The 18,383-nt window shown below is 69.6% G+C and carries 17 protein-coding genes; 11 read left to right on the top strand and 6 right to left on the bottom strand.

The features are described from left to right. The first annotated feature begins 148 nt into the window (after positions 1 to 148). From FPZ11_RS11390 to FPZ11_RS11370, 5 genes are all read left to right on the top strand, one after another. The gene (locus FPZ11_RS11390; RefSeq protein ID WP_146321009.1) at positions 149 to 910 is read left to right on the top strand and encodes a Type 1 glutamine amidotransferase-like domain-containing protein; all 762 of its coding nucleotides are present in this window, start codon (positions 149 to 151) and stop codon (positions 908 to 910) included. Beyond that, positions 910 to 2,256: an anaerobic C4-dicarboxylate transporter family protein gene (locus FPZ11_RS11385; protein WP_146321006.1), complete on the top strand. Its 1,347-nt coding sequence runs from the start codon at positions 910 to 912 to the stop codon at positions 2,254 to 2,256. Before FPZ11_RS11390 ends, FPZ11_RS11385 begins: the two co-directional genes overlap by 1 nt. A gap of 520 nt (positions 2,257 to 2,776) precedes the next feature. Next, positions 2,777 to 3,010 carry an HAD hydrolase-like protein gene (locus FPZ11_RS11380; protein ID WP_168203807.1) on the top strand — a complete coding sequence of 78 codons (234 nt, stop codon included), beginning with the start codon at positions 2,777 to 2,779 and terminating at the stop codon, positions 3,008 to 3,010. 175 nt (positions 3,011 to 3,185) lie between these two features. Continuing rightward, positions 3,186 to 4,031, top strand: coding sequence for a phosphosulfolactate synthase (locus FPZ11_RS11375; RefSeq protein ID WP_210415850.1), 846 nt, complete (start codon positions 3,186 to 3,188; stop codon positions 4,029 to 4,031). After that, positions 4,024 to 4,422, top strand: coding sequence for a VOC family protein (locus tag FPZ11_RS11370; RefSeq protein ID WP_146321003.1), 399 nt, complete (start codon positions 4,024 to 4,026; stop codon positions 4,420 to 4,422). The genes FPZ11_RS11375 and FPZ11_RS11370 overlap by 8 nt, the downstream gene beginning before the upstream one ends. A gap of 111 nt (positions 4,423 to 4,533) precedes the next feature. On the opposite strand, the gene FPZ11_RS11365 is transcribed toward FPZ11_RS11370, so the two are convergent. Both FPZ11_RS11365 and FPZ11_RS11360 read right to left on the bottom strand, forming a co-directional pair. Beyond that, positions 4,534 to 6,909: a bifunctional lysylphosphatidylglycerol flippase/synthetase MprF gene (locus FPZ11_RS11365; protein WP_146321001.1), complete on the bottom strand. Its 2,376-nt coding sequence runs from the start codon at positions 6,907 to 6,909 to the stop codon at positions 4,534 to 4,536. 2 nt (positions 6,910 to 6,911) lie between these two features. Beyond that, positions 6,912 to 7,658: a siderophore-interacting protein gene (locus tag FPZ11_RS11360; protein ID WP_168203806.1), complete on the bottom strand. Its 747-nt coding sequence runs from the start codon at positions 7,656 to 7,658 to the stop codon at positions 6,912 to 6,914. 142 nt (positions 7,659 to 7,800) lie between these two features. Between FPZ11_RS11360 and FPZ11_RS11355 the strand changes: the two genes are divergently transcribed. The 4 genes from FPZ11_RS11355 to FPZ11_RS11340 all read left to right on the top strand — a co-directional run bounded on the left by FPZ11_RS11355 (position 7,801) and on the right by FPZ11_RS11340 (position 12,606). Then, entirely contained in the window at positions 7,801 to 8,472 is a 672-nt protein-coding gene (locus FPZ11_RS11355) for a response regulator (RefSeq protein WP_146320996.1), read from the top strand. Further along, a complete protein-coding gene (locus FPZ11_RS11350) occupies positions 8,472 to 9,593 on the top strand; it encodes a sensor histidine kinase (protein WP_146320994.1) in 1,122 nt (373 codons plus the stop codon). The genes FPZ11_RS11355 and FPZ11_RS11350 overlap by 1 nt, the downstream gene beginning before the upstream one ends. 84 nt (positions 9,594 to 9,677) lie before the next feature. Continuing rightward, positions 9,678 to 10,226 (top strand): orotate phosphoribosyltransferase, encoded by a 549-nt coding sequence (pyrE, locus tag FPZ11_RS11345; RefSeq protein ID WP_146320992.1) that lies wholly within the window; start codon positions 9,678 to 9,680, stop codon positions 10,224 to 10,226. 43 nt (positions 10,227 to 10,269) lie between these two features. After that, positions 10,270 to 12,606, top strand: a complete 2,337-nt coding sequence (locus FPZ11_RS11340; protein ID WP_146320989.1) for a septum formation family protein — start codon at positions 10,270 to 10,272, stop codon at positions 12,604 to 12,606. Between the two features lie 19 nt (positions 12,607 to 12,625). On the opposite strand, the gene FPZ11_RS20095 is transcribed toward FPZ11_RS11340, so the two are convergent. Next, positions 12,626 to 13,645: a hypothetical protein gene (locus FPZ11_RS20095; RefSeq protein ID WP_146320987.1), complete on the bottom strand. Its 1,020-nt coding sequence runs from the start codon at positions 13,643 to 13,645 to the stop codon at positions 12,626 to 12,628. Between the two features lie 242 nt (positions 13,646 to 13,887). Between FPZ11_RS20095 and FPZ11_RS11330 the strand changes: the two genes are divergently transcribed. Next, positions 13,888 to 14,937, top strand: a complete 1,050-nt coding sequence (locus tag FPZ11_RS11330) for a hypothetical protein (RefSeq protein WP_146320982.1) — start codon at positions 13,888 to 13,890, stop codon at positions 14,935 to 14,937. 37 nt (positions 14,938 to 14,974) lie between these two features. Here FPZ11_RS11330 and FPZ11_RS11325 read toward each other — a convergent pair whose 3' ends face one another. Further along, on the bottom strand, positions 14,975 to 15,571 hold the full coding sequence (locus FPZ11_RS11325) for a GNAT family N-acetyltransferase (protein ID WP_146320980.1): 597 nt from the start codon (positions 15,569 to 15,571) through the stop codon (positions 14,975 to 14,977). Between the two features lie 199 nt (positions 15,572 to 15,770). Continuing rightward, positions 15,771 to 16,571 (bottom strand): HAD-IIA family hydrolase, encoded by an 801-nt coding sequence (locus FPZ11_RS11320; protein WP_146320978.1) that lies wholly within the window; start codon positions 16,569 to 16,571, stop codon positions 15,771 to 15,773. 247 nt (positions 16,572 to 16,818) lie between these two features. Between FPZ11_RS11320 and FPZ11_RS11315 the strand changes: the two genes are divergently transcribed. Then, positions 16,819 to 17,511, top strand: coding sequence for a TrmH family RNA methyltransferase (locus FPZ11_RS11315; RefSeq protein ID WP_246846217.1), 693 nt, complete (start codon positions 16,819 to 16,821; stop codon positions 17,509 to 17,511). A 1-nt stretch (position 17,512) separates the two neighbouring features. Here FPZ11_RS11315 and FPZ11_RS11310 read toward each other — a convergent pair whose 3' ends face one another. Continuing rightward, a complete protein-coding gene (locus tag FPZ11_RS11310; RefSeq protein ID WP_146320976.1) occupies positions 17,513 to 18,277 on the bottom strand; it encodes an SDR family oxidoreductase in 765 nt (254 codons plus the stop codon). Positions 18,278 to 18,383: the final 106 nt, after the last annotated feature.

The following is an 18,383-nucleotide window of genomic DNA, read 5'->3' as shown; positions in this document are numbered from 1 at the left end:
GGTGCGGGAGGGGTGGTGCAACACAGTTCCGATTTCCGGCACCGTGCCAGAGGGGATCGACCAGCGGGCGGCGCGGCGCTACGTTTAGCTCAGCCCGACGTTCGCGCCCTCCGGCACGAGCGGAGTACAGCGCGAGGGGGAAACGCTGATGGCCCACATCGTGGCGAGCGGTGCAGGCAAGGTGCTGATGGCGCGACGGGACGACCCGACGCACGACTACATCCTGGCGCTCACCGGCAAAGAGCGGCCGCGCGTGCTGTTCGTCGGCACCGCGACCGGCGACGAGCTCGACTACACGCTCAGCTTCTATACGACGTACGACTCCGACAGGTGCGCCCCGCATCACCTCAAGCTCTTCCATCGCGACGTCGACGACTTGGCCGGCTTCGTGCGCGGCTTCGACGTCATTCACGTGGGCGGCGGCAACACCGCCAACATGCTGGATGTCTGGCGCCGCCAGGGCCTCGACACCATCATGCGCGAGCTGTGGGAGGACTCCGACGTGGTGTTCACCGGCGGCAGCGCCGGCGGCATCTGCTGGTTCGAGGGCGGCACCACCGACAGCTACGGACCGACGTTGCGTGTGCTTCCCGAGGGACTCGGATTCCTCCCGGGCAGCTTCTGCCCGCACTACGACGCCGAAGACCAGCGTCAGCCGCTCTTCCACAGCGCCCTGAAGTCGGGCGCGCTGCCACCCGGGTATGCGGTCGGCAACCTGCAGTCGCTGCACTTCGACGGGCAGACGTTCGTGCGCGCGATCAGCCCGGTGGAGCACCCTCTCGCCCTGCGCGTCTACGCGGACGCCGGCGAGATCGTCGAGACTCCCCTCGAGTCGGCGGTGCTGATGGATGCCGCCACCGCCAGAAACCTGGCCGTCGCGTCCGTCGGCCGGCGCGGAGCGACCAGCTGATGGACGTCGTCAAGCTCGTCGTCGAACTCCTCGTCGTCATCGCGGCGATCTTCATGGGCACCCGCACGAGCGGGATCGGCCTCGGCGTGTGGGGCCTCGTCGGCGTCTTCGTGCTCGTCATGTTCTTCGGCGAGGCGCCGGGTGCCGCCCCGGTCGACGCGGTGTTCATCGTCATCACGGTCATCACGGCGGCCTCGGTCATGCAGGCCGCCGGCGGCATCGACTGGATGGTGTCGGTGGCGGCCAAGGCCATCAGGTCCAGACCGAAGTCCGTCGTTTTCCTGGCGCCGGCGATGTCGTTCCTCTTCACGGTCGGCGCCGGAACGGGCAACATCTTCTACCCGCTCCTGCCGGTGATCTACGAGACCTCGTACAGCCAGAACATCCGTCCCGAGCGGGCGTTGTCGGTGTCGGCGGTGGCATCGCAGGTGGGCATCCTGTGCTCCCCGGTGTCGGCGGCCACGGCATCCATGGTCGTGCTGCTCGCACCGCACGGGTTCGACCTCGGCAAGCTCTTGCTCATCATGTGGCCGGCCTCGGTCGTCGGCATGTTCCTGGCGTCGCTCTTCATGATGAAGCACGGCAAGGAGCTCGACGATGATCCCGAGTTCCAACGCCGACTGGCGGAGGGCAAGGTGAAGCCGCCGGAGAAGGCGGAGCTGAAGAAGCTGCCGTGGCAGGCGACGGTGTCGGCGGCCATCTTCTTGTTCGGCGTGCTCGTCATCGTGTTCTTCGGACTCTTCGAGAACCTCCGGCCGCTCGTGCCGGGCGCGGACGGCAAGCCGACACCGCTCGGTGTCACGACGATCATCGAGATGACCATGGGCGTGGTCGCGGCGCTGATCTTCGTCATCTGCCGCGTGAAGTCCTCCGAGGTGCCGAAGCAATCGACGTTCCCCGCCGGCATCGTCGGCGCGATCGCGTTGTTCGGCATCGCGTGGTTGGCGAACACGTTCATCGCGGCGAACCAGACGCTCATCGTCAACGGGCTCGGCGCCATGGTTCAGGGATCGAGCGCCTTCGTCGGTGCCCTGTTGTTCGCGCTGGCGCTGTTCCTCGTCGCCGCGCTCACCACGAGCCAGTCGAGCGCGACCAATGCGATCGTGCCGATCGGTCTCACGATCGGGCTCTCGGCCTCTCTCATCGCGGGACTCTGGCCAGCAGCGATGGGCATCTACACCCTGCCCGCCAACGGTTCGCAGGTGGCGACCGTGGCGTTCGACCAGACCGGATCGACGCACATGGGCAAGTTCGTGGTCGATCACTCGTTCCAGCTGCCCAACCTCATCTACATCGTGTCGGCCATGATCGTTGGCACCCTGCTGTCGTTCGTCGTCGCCACCTGACGCCTGCTGCCGGCTCGGTGGCAGGGCCGGCCGAAAGGTGCCGGTGCCAGGATCGAGTCATGGCCCAGGATGCCCCGCCCCGCTCGCACGACACGGCTCGCGTCGCTGACGCCGTCGTGCTCGACATCGGCGAGACCGTGCTCGACCGGAGCAGGGAGTACGCGGCGTGGGCGCGGTTCTTCCGCATGCCGCCGCACACGTTCTCGGCGGTGTTCGGCGCGATGATCGCGCGCGGCGCGAAGGTGGCCGAGGTGGTCGAGTCGTTCGGGCAAGGACGCGACTACGCGCAACTGTTGGAAGCGCGTCGCGCGGCAGGACTCGAGGTCGGGGTCGACGAAGCCGACCTCTACGACGACGTGCGGGGCGCGATCGCGCGGCTGACGGCATCCGGAATCGTGGTCGGCATCGCGGGTAACCAGCCCGCCCGCACCAGCGAGCGGCTTCGTGCGCTCGATCTCGGTGCGTCGTTCATCGCGTCGTCGACCGACTGGGGGTCGCCAAGCCGTCGCCCGAGTTCTTCGTGCGCGCCGCCGCCGAGGCGGGGGCGGCACCGGATCGCACCGTGTACGTGGGCGATCAGCTGCGCAACGACGTGCTGGCGCCGCAGCGCGCGGGGCTGCTGTCGGTGCGCATCCGGCGCGGTCCGTGGGGTTTCATCGAGCGCGACGACGCGGCGGAACGTGGATGCCTCGCCGTCATCACCACGCTGCTCGAGCTTCCCGAGGCGGTCGGCGCCGTCCCACCGCCGACGTAGCCGGGTCGACCACCCCCAGCGAGCACGGACCCATAGCGAGCACGGACGCACAGCAAGAACATCAGCGGGACCAAGGCCGTTCTCCGCCCTGCATGTCAAAGTTGACAGGAAAGCGACGAGCGGGTGCACCCGAGTTGAGCATCCGACGGCCGCGGATCGCAAGGGAGGTGCAGCGGTGCACGAGACGACACTCATGCTGCCGCAGAGGCAGGAGAAGCCGCGTGCGCGCGGACGCACGATGATGATCGACGGTGGCATTCCCACCGCCCAGTTCGTGGACATCATCGAGAGCCACGGCGACCTCGTCGACACGGTCAAGTTCGGCTGGGGCACGGCGCTGGTCACCGAGCAGCTGCAGTGGAAGATCGATGCCGCGCTGCGCAACGGGGTGGAGTTCTACTTCGGCGGCACGCTGTTCGAGAAGTACGTGTCGCAGGATCGGTTCGACGACTGGCGACGGTTCGTCGACGGCTTCGGAGCGCGCTCGGTCGAGATCTCCAACGGCACCATCGCCCTGTCGAACGACCGCAAGGCGGACTACATCCGCCGCGTGGCCGGCGACTACACCGTGTACAGCGAGGTCGGCTACAAGGAGTCGGAGCGCTCGGAGACCATGCGGCCAGAGCTCTGGGTGCGCTACATCAGGCAAGACCTGGATGCCGGCTCGGACACGGTCATCACCGAGGCGCGGGAGAGCGGCAAGAGCGGCATCGCCAGGGCGAACGGCGAGCTGCGGTACGGGCTGATCGAGGAGATCCTCGAGTCGGGCATCGACATCGACCGCATCATGTTCGAGACGCCCACGAAAGAGCTGCAGACCTATTTCATCCGTCGCGTCGGGCCGAACGTGAACGTGGGCAACATCGCGCACGCCGACCTCGTGCCGCTGGAGACGCTGCGGCTGGGACTGCGCAGCGACACGCTGCTGGCGCTCGACGCATCCATCGACCCCGACTTCGACGACGGCCCGTTCGACGAACGGCACGACCTGCGACTGCAAGGAGAAGACACCCATGCGTGAACCCCGCGACGCGTTCCACCTCGCCATTCCCGCCCGCGACCTCGACGAGGCCTACGACTTCTACGTGAAGGGCCTCGGCTGCAAGCTGGCACGGCGCTACGACGATCGCATCACGCTCGACTTCTTCGGCGACCAGGTGGTGTGCCACCTCTCGGAGAACTACGACCCCAACCCGAGCATGTATCCGCGGCACTTCGGCGTGACGTTCAGGGAGGCGGATGACTGGCGTCGCCTGGTCGCGCTCGCCCGCACCCGAGAGCTCGAGTTCTTCGTCGAGCCGTTCCACCGCTTCGAGGGCAAGGTGGAGGAGCACGAGTCGTTCATGCTGAAGGACCCGTCGGGCAACCTGCTCGAGTTCAAGTACTACGCGGACCCTCGCATGATGTACTGACGCACGCGCTCCGCGCGCGCCCACGTACCGAAACGTCGAAAAAATGCGCTCCGCCCGTGAGAGTGGGCGCATTTTTCGACTTCTCGACGCCGGTGCGGTCGGCGGCCGACCTCATCGCGAACGCCACGCGATGGATCGCAGGAGCGCGAACGCCTCGCCGACGCGGATGATCGGAACGTAGGCCTTCGCGATCGCCGCGGCTGTGGCCGGCAACGTGGTCTCGTCGCGGTAGGCGAGCCACAGCTGAACGGTCTGCGGCTCGAAGCCCGCCTTGAACGACGCCAGCGAGCGGAAGTGGTACACCGGCTCCAACGCCCTGCCGACGCGTGCTGTCATCCGGTCGATGAGACGCTTCTGCGTTCCGGGGTCACCGCCGGCCAGCGGAGACCCGGAAAGGCTCAGCAGCTCCAGTCCGCGCTGCTGGGAGCCCAGCGCCGTGCTGGCGATGAGGAACTCGATCACGCCAGGCATCGCGTCGGCCGACCTGCGCATCACGTCGAGCGTGTATCCGATCAACCGACCGGAACGGTGCACAGGGAGCCAGCTCGTGACGGCGTGCAGCGCGCCCGTGTCGTCGTACGCGAGCATGAGCTGCACCTCGGGGTCGGCGAGCTGCTCGAAACGTCCGAGCGTGAATCCCATCTCGGGCAGCGGCTTTCCCTGCTTCCACGAGCGTGACAGGGCTTTGAGCCCGGCGCGCTGATCGGCGTCCAAGGCCTCGTACGTCGTCCACTCCGCGCGCACGTTCTCGCGCTGCGCCCTGTTGATGGCCGTGCGGATGTTCTGCTTGCGCTTGCCCGTGAGTGTGAACGCATCCAGCGGGATGAGCGACTCCACTCCGACCTCGACGGCCTGCCAGCCTTGCCGGCGCGTGGCATCCAACACCTCGTCGTGCGCACTGTAGAAGGCCGGCGTGCGACCGTTGTCGTCGCACCAGGCGATGAACTCGGTGATCGTGGATGCGGTCCGCCCCGCCGCGCAGACCGGATCGGAAAGCACGATCACGGTGCGTCCGAGCAGACGATACGTCACGCTCGCCGACCCGTCGGCGCTGAACCAGGTGCGGTTGCCCGGCCACGTCGCCATGAACCCGAACGTGCCGCCGCCGTGTTCGCGCAGCAGGTGCCGCAGGCGTGGGACGTCCGTGGCGTGGCTCTCCGGACGGGCGGAGACGATGAACGCACCGAGCACGCCGATCGGCACGAGCCAGAGCGCGATCGCCGCCCAGCTCGCCAGCACTGCGACGGGCGACGTGGCGTCGATCGCGTCGAACGTGAAGTCGCTGAGCACGGACGGCGGAACGATGTGCACACCGAGCTCCGACCAGGCCAGCCTCGGATCGATCCCGACAGCCGACGCGATCGACAGGAACACGGTAAGGATGCCGACTGTGCACGCCGCGGCCACCGCGACCGTGCGGACCGCCTGCCGCGTGGACACGCGCACGGCGAAGTGGCGCAGGCCGGAAGCCGTCAGGACAGCGATCGCGGCGAGTACCGCGCCCGCGGCCAGGTAGGTCAGGTTCTGCTCGACGTCGGCCCCGTCGTTCCAGTCGAACACGCCTGCCGCGATCGGCAGGATGCCGAACGACCACAGGGCGAGCAGGCCGGCGGTGACCGCCCAGCAGATCACCGTGATCGCGGCCGCACGGCTGCCCCGCGACAGTCCGTATGCGCCGAGCGCGAGGAGGACCAGCGGCGCGGCATCCAGCAACAGGCCGGTGAACGGAGGAGCGGTCGCATCCCACGACAGGAAGAACTCGCCGAGCGGCGCGAGCGGTGCCGACCGGCCGAGCCGGGTCATCGCGATGACCGGCCCGGCGACCGTCGCCGCGACCAGGAACGCCATGCGAACCCGTACGTGCCCGTGCCGGCTGCGTTCCGCCTCCTGCCGATCGTCGGCGCGGCGGGCAAGGGCCACGGTCGACCATCCGATGAGCCCGGAGAGCAGGTAGGCGAGTGCGACGGGGCTCGAGGTGTAGAGCACGACGACCGTGCACGTCGCCAGCAGCAGAGCGCTCACGCTCCGCAGCCACGCGGAGCGGTCGATCGCCGCGGTGATCACCAGAATCCCGAGGATGCCCGCGAACGGCACGACGGCGACGGTGTGCTGCGTGGCACGTGCTCCGTTCTCGCCCATCGCGACACCGACCGTCTGCACCGCGAGCCCGAGCGCGGGACCGAGGATGCCCGTGGCGGCCCACGCGATCGTCGCGCGTCGCGAGCCGAGCCGGGACTCCGCGATCGGCAGCACGATCGCGGCCAGCACGAGCACGAGCACGAGTTGCGTGACGCTCGCCGTTCCCACGGGTGCCAGCAGCATCCGCCACGGCTGGCGATCGTGCACGACGGACGTGTACCCGACACCCCAGTCGGGTGAGCCGTGACCATGACGCAGGGCGCGCATGACCATGTGGGCGATCGCAGCGACGACGAGCACCGAGAGGATCGTCGTCGTCGCGGGGAAGCTCCGGAGGCGGCGAAGCACGCTCACGACGCGCTGACCGCCGACAGCGGGTGTGCGTCCCGATCCCAGTGATCGGTGATGAGGGACGCCGTGGCGGGGCGATCCGACTGCTCCGCCAGGAGCACGCGCAGCGGTCGCATGCGGTGCGCGGCGCCCGCTGCCCAGACGAAGGCATCCGGCTGCAGCCTGCCGAGGGAGGCCAGGGCGACGGCCAGCTCGTCGTCGCGCCTGTTCGCCGGCAGCCATTCGACGGAGTCGTGATGCTTCAGATAGTCCGGGGTGTCCGAGTAGAACGCGCCGGCGTAGGCGGTGCATCGCAGGCCGCCTGCGTCGCCGAGCAGAACGCGGAGGGCGGGGAGCGCTGTCGCGTCCGCGAACAGCAGGTACCGCCCGTATCCGGAAGGCAGCGAGAGCCGAGACGGCGAGAAGCTCAGACGCAGTTCGTCGCCGCGCCGCGCCGACCGTGCCCACGGGGTGAGCGCGCCGGCGCCGCCATGCGTGACGACGTCGAAGTCGGTGACCGTGGTTCCGGGCTTCCGCCCGGCGCGGAACGGCCCAGGTGTCATCAGTCGCGAGACCGTGCCGTTCGGCGTCGGCACGTCGACCGTCGCGTGATGCGGTCGAGCGGACCGCGATCCCGACGCGGCAGGCAGAGCAACGCTCACCCTGACGATCGTCGAGGTGATCGAGGAGACGTCGACGATCGTTCCGGTGACGGCTCCCTCACGACGACGAGCGACGCGGGATGCTTCCAAAGAGATGACTCGCACCGTTCCAGTCTTCGAAAGCGGAGCCGTCGCGGACATCGGCCGACGTGGTGAGATGACCCCCCGCCGATCGGGGGAACCATGATCGACCCCGGCTGTGACGCGCTCGGGGCACCGTAACGTTGAACCAGGCAGCAGTGAACGGATGAGGGGCGCGATCGTGTCGGTTCGGGTCGTGATCGTCGACGACGAGACGCTGGTGCGCTCCGGCCTGAGCATGATCCTGGGCTCGGCGGACGACATCGAGGTCGTCGGGACGAGCGGGCCCGACGGTGCGCTGGAGGTGATCGCGGCGACCGATCCCGATCTGGTGCTGATGGACATCCGGATGCCCGGCACCGACGGCATCACGCTGCTCCGGCTCATCAGGGCCCGAGGCGAGAGACCGCCCGTGGCGATGCTCACCACGTTCGACGCCGACGAGTACGTCGCGACGGCTCTGCGCGAGGGCGCGTGCGGATTCCTGCTGAAGGACTCCGACCCCGAAGAGCTTCCGCAGCTGGTGCGCACGCTCGCCGGCGGCGGCATCGTGCTGTCGTCGAAGGTGGGCGGTCGTCTGGTCGGCCGCTATCTCGGCGACGACGACAACGACGCTCGCTCGCTGCTGACGGCCTTGACCGCGCGCGAGCGCGACGTGCTCGCCCTGCTCGCTCAGGGGCTGAGCAACGCGGAGATCGGCGCGAAGCTCTTTCTGAGCGCTGCGACGATCAAGGACCACGTGAGCGCGATCCTGCTCAAATTCGGCGTCACGAGCAGGGTTCAGGCCGCCCTGATCGCCGAGCGAGGCGGACTGCTCCGCGACGAGGAAGCGCGCTGATGGCATGGGTCGCGGCGCGACAGGCGGTGCATCGCTGGTGGCTGGTCGTGCTGATCGACATCGGGCTGGTGGCGGCCGGTGCCGTCGAACTGCTGCTGGAGACCCGGCCGGCGTGGACCTTCGACTTCGCGTGGGGTGTGCTCGGCCTCGTGGCGATCCTCACGCGGCAGCGGTTGCGCTGGGTCTCGTTCCTCGCGACGCTTCCGGCTCTGTACGTCACGGGCATCCTCATTCCGACCCTGATCACCCTGTTCGCCGTGGCCGAGCGCTCGCGCCGCAGGTGGATGCTGTTCGCGGCGTCGGCCGTGGTCGCCGTGCTGTGGCTGTCGCCGTGGGACTACGCGCCGCGGCTCGGGGTGCTTCTCGACGCGATCTACGCCGCGATGTTCGGCATGGCTCCGACGGTGCTCGGCCTGCTCGTGCAGACCAGGCGCGACCTCTCGCAGAAGCTCGTCGAACTGACCGAAGCGCGCCGCGTGGAACGCGAGTCGGCCGAACGTCAGATCGTTGCCGCCGAGAGGGCGAGGATCGCGAGAGAGATGCACGACGTGGTGTCGCACCAGGTCAGCCTGATCGCGGTGCAGGCCGGCGCGCTGCAAGTGGCCACTGATGACCGGCAGACGGCGGAGGCGGCGAAGAGCATTCGGCTGCTCAGCGTGCGCACGCTCGACGAGCTGCGTCACATGGTGGGGGTGCTCCGGGCATCGGGGAGCGGTGCGACCGAGCTGACGCCCCAGCCGACCCTGTCGGAGCTCGATCGGCTGGTGTCCGCCAGCGGTGTGCAGGCATCCGTTCTCACCGAACCGCCGCCCGGATTGCCGCCGACAGTGCAGCGTGCGCTCTTCCGGGCGGTGCAGGAGGGGCTGACCAACGTGCGCAAGCATGCGCCCGGGGCCGTCACGACGATCATGTTCTCCGCGACGTCGCGCGTCGTCGTTCTCGTGGTCGAGAACGGGCCGTCCGTCGAGGAGCGCACCGAGTTCCCCAGCTCGCGGCACGGGCTGATCGGCCTCAGGGAGCGGGCGGACCTGCTCGGAGGCAGCCTGGCCACCGAGCGGCTCGACAACGGCGGATTCCGCCTTCGCGTCACCCTGCCGCTGTCGGGCGAGCCCGGGGCCTGACCGGCTCCCGCTACGGGCGCCCGATGGCCGTAGCGGTGACGGCGGCCTGCTGATCCACAGCCACGCTCGCATATCCTTGTCACCGTGACCGACACCCGCCAGCAGCTCATCGACCACATCTCGAACGAAGCCGTCTTCCACGGCGACTTCACGCTGACAAGCGGCAAGAAGGCATCCTTCTACGTCGACCTGCGCAAGGTGAGTCTCGACCACCGCGTCGCTCCGCTCATCGGCCAGGTCATGCTCGACCTCATCGCCGACGTGCCCGACGTGTTCGCGGTGGGCGGCATGACCATGGGCGCCGACCCGATCGCCGCCGCGGTGCTGCACCAGGGAGCCGCCCGCGGACTCGAGTACGACGCGTTCGTCGTGCGCAAGGAGCCCAAGGACCACGGTCGGGGCAAGCAGGTCGAGGGGCCCGAGCTCGCCGGCAAGCGCGTGATCGTGCTCGAAGACACCTCCACGACGGGCGGGTCCCCGCTGAAGGCCATCGAGGCGCTGAAGAAGGTCGGCGCCGAGATCGCCGCCGTCGCCGTGGTCGTCGACCGCAACACCGGTGCGCGCGAAGTGATCGAGCAGGCCGGCTACCCCTACCTCGCCGCGCTCGGATTGGACGACCTGGGACTGGCATGACGTCGATCGGTGCCGCGCGGATGAACCGGGGAGACGCTGCCTAGTGGCGCGCTTTCCCCGGAACTCGCACGAGCCCGACGACGGCGACGACGATCTCTCGTCGCTGTTCGGGTCGGCGGAAGACGACCGTGAGGTCGATGTCGATGACGATCCGGATGCCCTCGAGCCCGCGTTCCCGCCCGTCGCGTCGCCGACTCCCCCGCGTCCCGACCTCCCCGACCCGCGCCAGGCGCCGCCGTCGTGGGAGATCCCCGAACTGTCGATGCCCATTCCGCCGCGGCCGGAGCCGGGTCCGCGCGGCCCGTCGACCGCGATCCCCGGAGACGGCGGATCGTTCTTCTGGGGCCTGACGCCGAACGACGAACCCGACCCGCTCGTGGCCGAGGACGACGCGCAGGAGAGCCAGGGCGCATCGGACGGCGAGCAGGCGTCTCGGGCGGGGTCGGAACACGGGCACGGGCATCCGCTCGTTCCGCCGACGGTTCCGCTCGCGCCCTACGTGCCGCCCGCGTACGACGAGGATGCGCCGACCGTTGCGGCACCCGTGCTGCCGTCGGTGCCGGAGCCGTCGACGAGCGCGCCGACGGTGCCTCCGCTGGATGCACCGTCCGTGCCTCCGACGACGCCGGCTGATGCTCCGACCGTTCCGCCTGCGACGCCGGCGGTGCCACCCACCATTCCGGCAGAGCAGCCCGCCGCCCCGATCGTCCCCGGCCCGCCCGACGCCGGTCACCCGGAGAGGATCGCCGTTCCGTCGTGGTCCGATCCGGTGCCACCGCAGGCGGTGTCCGACACGACGGGATCGCCCGAGTGGCCCTTTGCGGCGACTTCCGCGGAGCCCGCCGAGACCGGGCAGCCTCAGGAGCCGATGACCCCGGCCGCGAGCTCGCCGGCGCCCGGCACCGTGGAACTCCCGTGGCTGCGGCGTTCGCGCCGCGCGCGGCAAGAACAGATCGAGCAGGCTCAGCAGTCCGAACAGACCGAGTCCGCGTGGAACCCGCAGCAGGATGCCTCGGCGCCCGGCGAGAACGAGGCGAGCCCCTGGGGTGCGCCGGGTGGGGCATCCGTGCCGTCGCCACTGCACGACGACCAGTCCGGCGCTCGGCCGGAGCAGGCGGCGCCGCCCGCACGTGAGCCGGAGCCCGCCGAGACCTCGTCGTGGTCGCTGTTCGGTGACCTGTTCGACGACGAGAAGGCGGAGCCGTCGGCCGCGGAGCCGTCTGCCGCGGAGAGTCCCGACGTCGAGCCGACCGCGACGCAGGCGTTCGATACGACGGCTGATGCGCCGTTCGCCGCGCAGAGGGACGAGCCCGAGGCCGGTTCGCACTCAGCAGACCCTGCACCTTCCGCCGTCGGCGACCAGACCACCCCCGACATCTTCGCGGCCTTCAACGCGGCCGCGCCGGCGGCCGGGCTCCCGGGCGTCTCGGCCAGCGAGGCCGCAGCCTACGACCTGCCGCACGGCGACGAACCCGAGCCGACCTGGCCGTGGGATGCCCCGGCCCAGCCCGTGACAGAGGCCACGACCGCGTTCGGTGCGGCTTCCGCGTTCGGTGCGGGCGCTGCCGCGGGCGCCGCGGCCGGAACGGCGGCCGGCGCGAGTGTTCCTTCCGACGTCTTCGGCGACGGAACGTCCGGTGCGCAAGGCTCGAACGGGTCGAACGGAGTCCGTGGCCGCCGGCGATCCGGCGCGTCAGACGGCACCCGCCGCAACGGTTCCGGCGCTGGCGGAGGCTCTGGAGGGGGCTCCGGCCGCGGAGGCGGCCACGGCGACTCCGGCCACGAGTCGGACGACGGCGGCCCGTCGCCGCGCGCCCAGCGCATCATGCTGATCGTCGCCGGCGCCTTGCTCGTGGTGCTGCTGCTGGTGGCGCTGTTCGTCGTTGGTCGCACTGTCGCGCATCCCGATGCGCCTCCCTCGCCGACGCCCACCGCCACGAAGACGGCGACCCCCACGTCGACACCCACCCCGACGGCGACCGCGACCGGACCCGTCGCGGCAGGCAAGCATCCATGGAGTGCGCTGCGCGGCGGCGAGTGCCTGCAGCCGTTCACGACCCCGTGGGCCGACACGTTCACCGTCGTCGACTGCGGCACCGCCCACGCGGCGCAGATGGTGTTCACGGGCACGTTCGACACGAACACCGCCACCGCGTTCCCCGGAACCGCGCAGCTGCAGACGCAGGCGAGTGCGCTCTGCGCGCGCGCGGGCATCCTCAACCTGAACGCCGCCGGTCAGTACGGCGACGCGCAGATGCAGGCGAGCTACCCCGTGACCGAAGACCAGTGGAAGAAGGGCCAGCGCTCGTACTACTGCTTCGTGAACCGCTCGTCCGGCCAGCCGATCACCGGCAGCCTGATGGGTTCGGGCCCGAAGTAGCGTCCCGCCGGCCCGTCCGTCACACGAGGACCGCGGTCTGCTCGACGTGCCGGCGGCGCAGGTGCCGCACCGCCACCGCGGTGAGCACTCCGAGCGCGATGAGCACGAGCACGGTCTGCTCGATCACAGCGGTCGGCCCGGTCTGCACGGCGTTCACGAGACCGACCACGCAGTAGACGAGGATGGCGCCGGAACCGAAGCCCAGGGCATCCGGCTTCACGAACACGGCGAAGAGGATGCCCACCGCCAGCACCACGAGCAGGGCCAGCGCCGTCACCCACGCCGACACCGAGTGCGGGAGGCCGTGGGTCAGCTGGAACGCCCCGCCCAGCACCAGCCCGGCCGCGACCGAGACCACGAACCCCGCTCCGCGACCGCTCGCCGCTCCGCGACCGCTGAGCCTTGCTCCGTCACGTGAGGCTCCGGCGGCCGCCTTGTCGCGCCCACGAAGCACCGTGAACACGATGACCACGAGCGCCGCAGCGATCAGGGCGCAGATCAGCATCTGAACGCCGCTCGCCAGAAAGCCGCCGCTCGCCCAGGAGGCGACGAAGATCGCCGAGCCGCCGAGCACGAAGAGCACCGCAGGAATCGCGAGCAGGCCGGCGTGCTTCACCCACGGCTGCGAGCCGAACGCTCCCTCCATCACCGCGATCGGCGAGCCCATGCTCCACACCACGTGCAGGGTGAGCACGAAGATCAGCCACGGCCCCGCCGTGCCGAGCCACGGAATGTAGCCATAGACGAGCAGGTGCTGTCCCGCGAAGTGCGGGTTGAACAACGACTGGTCGACGATGCCCTCCTCGATGACGCCGAACGCGAGGGCGAGGGTGAGGATGCCCGGCCACCCCGTGCGCGCACGCCTCGCGAGTTCGCGGATCAGCACCGCCGCCGAGCCGTAGAACGCGGTGAACAGGATCAGTTCCGAGACCTGTTGAGCGGCAGGGGCCATTCCGCTCAGATACTGGTCGCCGAGCAGGAACTCGGCGGTGACGGCCGATGCGACCGCGAGGCAGATGGTGTGCAGAAGAGTTCGCATGTCGTCAGCGTGCCGCCGTCAGGGGCGCGAGGGATGCGGCATCCGTCACTCGTCGGCGGTGACATTCGTCACGGATGGCCCGATTCGCTCGCCCGCAGCCCCCGGGGGTTGGCGCAGGTCGTCGGGAGCCGCCGTGGGTCCGTGGGCGTCTTGTGGGGAGTCGGACACACCCTAGGGTGGGGGTGCCGGAACGGTAGACAAGTGCGGCACCGCACCCGAACAACGAGGAGACGAGCGGCGCCATGACCACCCGACCGGAGTTCGATGCGAGTGCCCTGGCCCGAGAGCCGAACGCCTCCGAGGTGCGAGAGTACGTGCGCCGGCTGAAGGCCGAGGGTCGCTACCCTGCGGCCACCGCGAACGCTCCGGTGGTCTACGGCATCCTGATCGCAGTGCAGGTCGTCGTGGGCGCGGGGCTCATCGTGGCCGGGCTGCTGTTCGTACTGTTCTTCCGGATCCCTGCCATGGGCGGGGTCTCCCTCGTTCTCGGTGTGCTCGTCTGGGTGTGGGCGGTGTTCAACCTTTTCCGCCTGCCGCGCACGGGCAAGGATGCCGCCGGCTGGCTGCGTCTCGAACGCTTCGCCACCGCGAACGGGCTCGCGTTCGTGCCGCGCGTGACTCGCCCCGCGCTGCCGGGACTGGTGTTCCAGCAGGGCTGGGGCCGGGCATCCAACGACGTGCTGCGCTCGACCTCCGGGCGGTTCGTCGAGTACGCGAACTACTGCTACCGCACCGGAAACAACAACAACAATGTGCTGCACCGCTGGGGTTATGTGGCGATCAAGCTCAACAGGCCGCTGCCCAACATCGTGCTCGACTCGAAGAGCAACGACGGCCTGTTCGGCAGCACCCTGCCCGAGTCGTTCCGTTCCCACCAGCGGCTCAGCCTCGAGGGCGACTTCGATCGTCACTTCACGCTGTACTGCCTTGCCGGCTACGAGGCCGACGCGCTCTATCTCTTCACCCCCGACATCATGGCGAGGTTCATCGACAAGGCGGCTCCGCTCGACGTCGAGATCGTCGACGACTGGCTGCTGCTCTACGCGCCCGTCGCCCTGTCGACGCTCGACGAGCGCATGTGGCGCTGGCTGTTCTCCCTCACCGACGCGCTCGAGCAGAAGCTGGAGCAGTGGGGCCGCTGGCACGACGATCGCGCGGATGCCCGTGGCACCGCGGCCGTGTCCGCCGAGTCGCCGGCGCAGCAGCCCGGTGTCCGGCAGGCTGTAGCGCCGCAGACGGTGTCGGCCGGCCAGGTCTCACCGGAGGGCCGTCGGCTGCGGCGCCGCGGCTGACGTCGGCTGCCCGGCCGCCGCATCGGGCGATCGCGACTCAGCCGACGTGCCGCTCGATGCGGGCGTCGAGTCCGTGACGCACGGCATCCCACTCGTTGGTCAGAATGGAGAACGTGACGGTGTCGCGCACCACACCCTTGAACACCTGGTAGCTGCGCAGCACTCCGTCTTGCTTGGCGCCGAGCCGTTCGATCGCGGCGCGCGACTGGTGGTTGTGCCAGTGCGTGTGGAAGTACACGGCGTTGCAGCCGAGCGTGTCGAACGCCCGGCCCAGCAGCAGCCGCTTTGCGTCGGCGTTGATGCCCGTGCGGTGGGCAGACTGCGCCATCCAGGTGTGGCCGATCTCGACCCGCAGGTTCTCGGGCGAGATGTTGCAGAACGTGGTCATGCCGACGAGGTCGCCGCTCGCCGCGTTGCGGATGGCCCACGGAGCCATCGCGCCCTCGCGCTGCATGCCGAGGCGCCACTCGATCGCCGTCGCCATGTCCTCCGGCCGGGGCACCGAGGTGTACCAGAGCTTCCAGAGCTCGCCGTCGGCAGCGGCTCGACCCAACTCGTCGGCGTGTTCGGGCGACAGCGGCTCGAGCACAGCGATGGGGCCGGTGAGGGTCGGAGTGTCGGCGAAGCGCGTCATGGCGAAACGCTAGCGGATGCGCAGGCGACCGCCCGAGGGCGCTGTGGCGGTGGACCCCGCCGCGGTCGCCGCGCGCACGCGACCCCGGCCCAGTTGCCGAGCCGGAAATCGGAGTTCTGCGCCGCCACGCCGGGCGGGCCAGCCGACCCGCCGGCAGTCACGACGAAAGTCCGATGTTCAGCTCGGTGGGTGCAGCGCCCTAAATCGAGTCGGACTCCAGCGGCTCGCCGACCACGAGCTCGTGCACGCCGTGCAGCACCTCGTTCGGGCGGAACGGGTACTTCTCGATCTCACTCTTGTCGCTGATGCCGGTGAGCACGAGCACGGTGTGCAGTCCCGCCTCGATGCCGGCCACGATGTCGGTGTCCATGCGGTCGCCGATCATGCCCGTGTTCTCGGAGTGCGCGCCGATCTTGTTCATCGCCGAGCGGAACATCATGGGGTTCGGCTTGCCGACGACGTAGGGCTCACGGCCGGTCGCCTTCGTGATGAGCGCGGCGATGGCGCCCGTGGCCGGCAGCGGTCCGTCGGCGCTCGGGCCCGTGGCATCCGGGTTCGTGGCGATGAAGCGGGCGCCCTGGCCGATGAGGCGGATTGCCTTCGTGATGGCCTCGAACGAGTAATTGCGCGTCTCACCGACGACGACGTAGTCGGGGTTGGTCTCGGTCAGGATGAAGCCCGCCTCGTGCAGCGCCGTCGTGATGCCGGCCTCGCCGATCACGAACGCGCTGCCGCCCGGCATCTGCGACTTGCAGAACGCTGCGGTGGCGAGGGCGGATGTCCAGATCGCCTCCTCGGGAACATCGAGCCCCGAGGTGCGCAGCCGCGCCGCGAGGTCGCGGGGCGTGAAGATCGAGTTGTTCGTGAGCACCAGGAACGGCGTGCCCGTGTCGCGCCACTGCTGGATGAGTTCGGCGGCACCCGGCAGCGCCTCGTTCTCGTGCACGAGCACACCGTCCATGTCGGTGAGCCAGCACTCGACCTCGTCGCGATTCGCCACAAAACCTCCATCGTTGCGCATCAAGGCTACCGGCAGGCGGCCGGCGTCCCTCCGGCGTCGCTCCGGCCCTGGGCCCCTCCGGCTCGGGCAGCAGTTGCTCAAGGTCGCGATTTCTGCCCTTATGAGTCGCCATAAGGGCAGAAATCGCGACCGGAGCGGGGTGGGACGACAGTGCGGGACGACGGGGTGGGACCGGAGCGGATGAGAGCGGCAGAGTCGCCCTGGACAGCGACTTAGGCTGAGGCGCGTGCCGAACGACAGCGATCCTGGCAGCATCCGCCCGGAGCCATCCCCGACCCCCGAGCAGTCGACCCACGGGGTCGGCCCTTGGCCAGGCACACCGGATGCCTGGCCGCACGACGAGCGCTACGACCCCGACCTGCTCGCCCATGGCGACACGCGCAACGTCATCGACCGCTACCGCTACTGGCGCATGGAGGCGATCGTGGCGGAGCTGGATGCGCATAGGCATCCCTTTCATGTCGCCATCGAGAACTGGCAGCACGACATGAACATCGGCTCGATCGTGCGCAGCGCCAACGCCTTTCTCACGCACACCGTGCACATCGTCGGCCGACGGCGCTGGAACAAGCGCGGCGCCATGGTCACCGACCGCTACCAGCACGTCGTGCATCACGACACGATCGCCGATCTCGTGGCGTGGGCGCGGGGCGAGAGCATCCCCGTCATCGCCGTCGACAACGTGCCGGGCAGTGTGCTGATCGAGACGTTCGACCTGCCGGAGCGCTGCGTGCTGCTCTTCGGGCAGGAGGGCCCCGGCCTCTCTCCCGAGGCGATCGAAGCGGCGGATGCCATCGTCGAGATCGCGCAGTTCGGCTCGACACGCTCGATCAACGCGTCCGCAGCCGCCGCGATCGCCATGCACGCGTGGGTCGTGCAGCACGCGGCCCTGCCGGCGGGCGGGGTGGGCCCCGCCTGACTCAGGCCGCTGTGGTCGTCGTCGCGGCCTGCGCCGCGACCCACTCGGCGAAGGTCTGGGTGCCGAGTCTGGCATCCGGGCCGGGAAGGATCGCGCCGTCGCGAAGGCTCTTGCCGAACGCGCCAGGCATCGAGACGCTGAACACGTGCCGGCCGTCGCCGACGGCTGCGAGGTAGTCGCGCACCATCGCGGTCATCCGTTCGACGCGCGGGCCGGCGAGGTCGGTGTCGAGGCCGCGTGGATCGCCTGCCGCGATGTCGGCCAGCGCGTCTCCCACCTCCGACGCGGCGACCGGCTGGCATTCCATGGCCGGCGCGAGCTGCACGCCGGCGAAGCGCATGCGCTCCGTCATCTGCCGGGCGAACTCGTGGAACTGCGTCGCTCGCAGAATGCTCCAGCCGCCCGGCGTGGCCATCAGGATGTGCTCCTGGGCGGCCTTGCCCGCGTAGTAGCCGGCATCCACCTTGTCGGCGCCCACGATCGACAGTGCCACGTGGTGCCCGATGCCTGCGCGCTTCTCCGCGGCCAGCAGATTGCGCGTCACGGCACCGAAGAACGCGACGCTGCCCTTCGCCGACATGGAGGTGGTGGAGGTGACGTCGATGACGGCGTCCACTCCGCGCAGCGCGTCGTCGAGGCCGGTCGCTGCGACGAGGTCGACCCCGGTTCCCCTGGACAGCGGCACGGGCTCATGGCCACGCGTCTTCAGTGCTGCCACCACATGCTGTCCGACGGTTCCGGTCGCGCCGGCGACGGCGATCCTCATGGTGTTCCCTTCCGATCTGCAGCGTGCTGTCGTGGGCGTGTCTCGTGTCGAACGCCCGAGCGGGGCGTCCTACACCCCAGAATGTCCGACGACGCGGCGAGGCGCG

It is taken from the genome of Humibacter ginsenosidimutans, assembly GCF_007859675.1.
GTDB classification, from domain to species: Bacteria; Actinomycetota; Actinomycetes; order Actinomycetales; family Microbacteriaceae; genus Humibacter; species Humibacter ginsenosidimutans.
This window is presented reverse-complemented; position numbering and strand designations above follow the sequence as displayed.

Excerpts from the sequence above, each read along its gene's own strand:
- FPZ11_RS11385 (WP_146321006.1), top strand. The coding sequence starts at position 910 with ATGGACGTCGTCAAGCTCGTCGTCGAACTCCTCGTCGTCATCGCGGCG.
- FPZ11_RS11310 (WP_146320976.1), bottom strand. The coding sequence starts at position 18,277 with ATGAGGATCGCCGTCGCCGGCGCGACCGGAACCGTCGGACAGCATGTG.
- FPZ11_RS11370 (WP_146321003.1), top strand. The coding sequence starts at position 4,024 with ATGCGTGAACCCCGCGACGCGTTCCACCTCGCCATTCCCGCCCGCGAC.
- FPZ11_RS20095 (WP_146320987.1), bottom strand. The coding sequence starts at position 13,645 with ATGCGAACTCTTCTGCACACCATCTGCCTCGCGGTCGCATCGGCCGTC.
- FPZ11_RS11330 (WP_146320982.1), top strand. The coding sequence starts at position 13,888 with ATGACCACCCGACCGGAGTTCGATGCGAGTGCCCTGGCCCGAGAGCCG.
- FPZ11_RS11350 (WP_146320994.1), top strand. The coding sequence starts at position 8,472 with ATGGCATGGGTCGCGGCGCGACAGGCGGTGCATCGCTGGTGGCTGGTC.
- FPZ11_RS11355 (WP_146320996.1), top strand. The coding sequence starts at position 7,801 with ATGAGGGGCGCGATCGTGTCGGTTCGGGTCGTGATCGTCGACGACGAG.
- FPZ11_RS11325 (WP_146320980.1), bottom strand. The coding sequence starts at position 15,571 with ATGACGCGCTTCGCCGACACTCCGACCCTCACCGGCCCCATCGCTGTG.
- FPZ11_RS11390 (WP_146321009.1), top strand. The coding sequence starts at position 149 with ATGGCCCACATCGTGGCGAGCGGTGCAGGCAAGGTGCTGATGGCGCGA.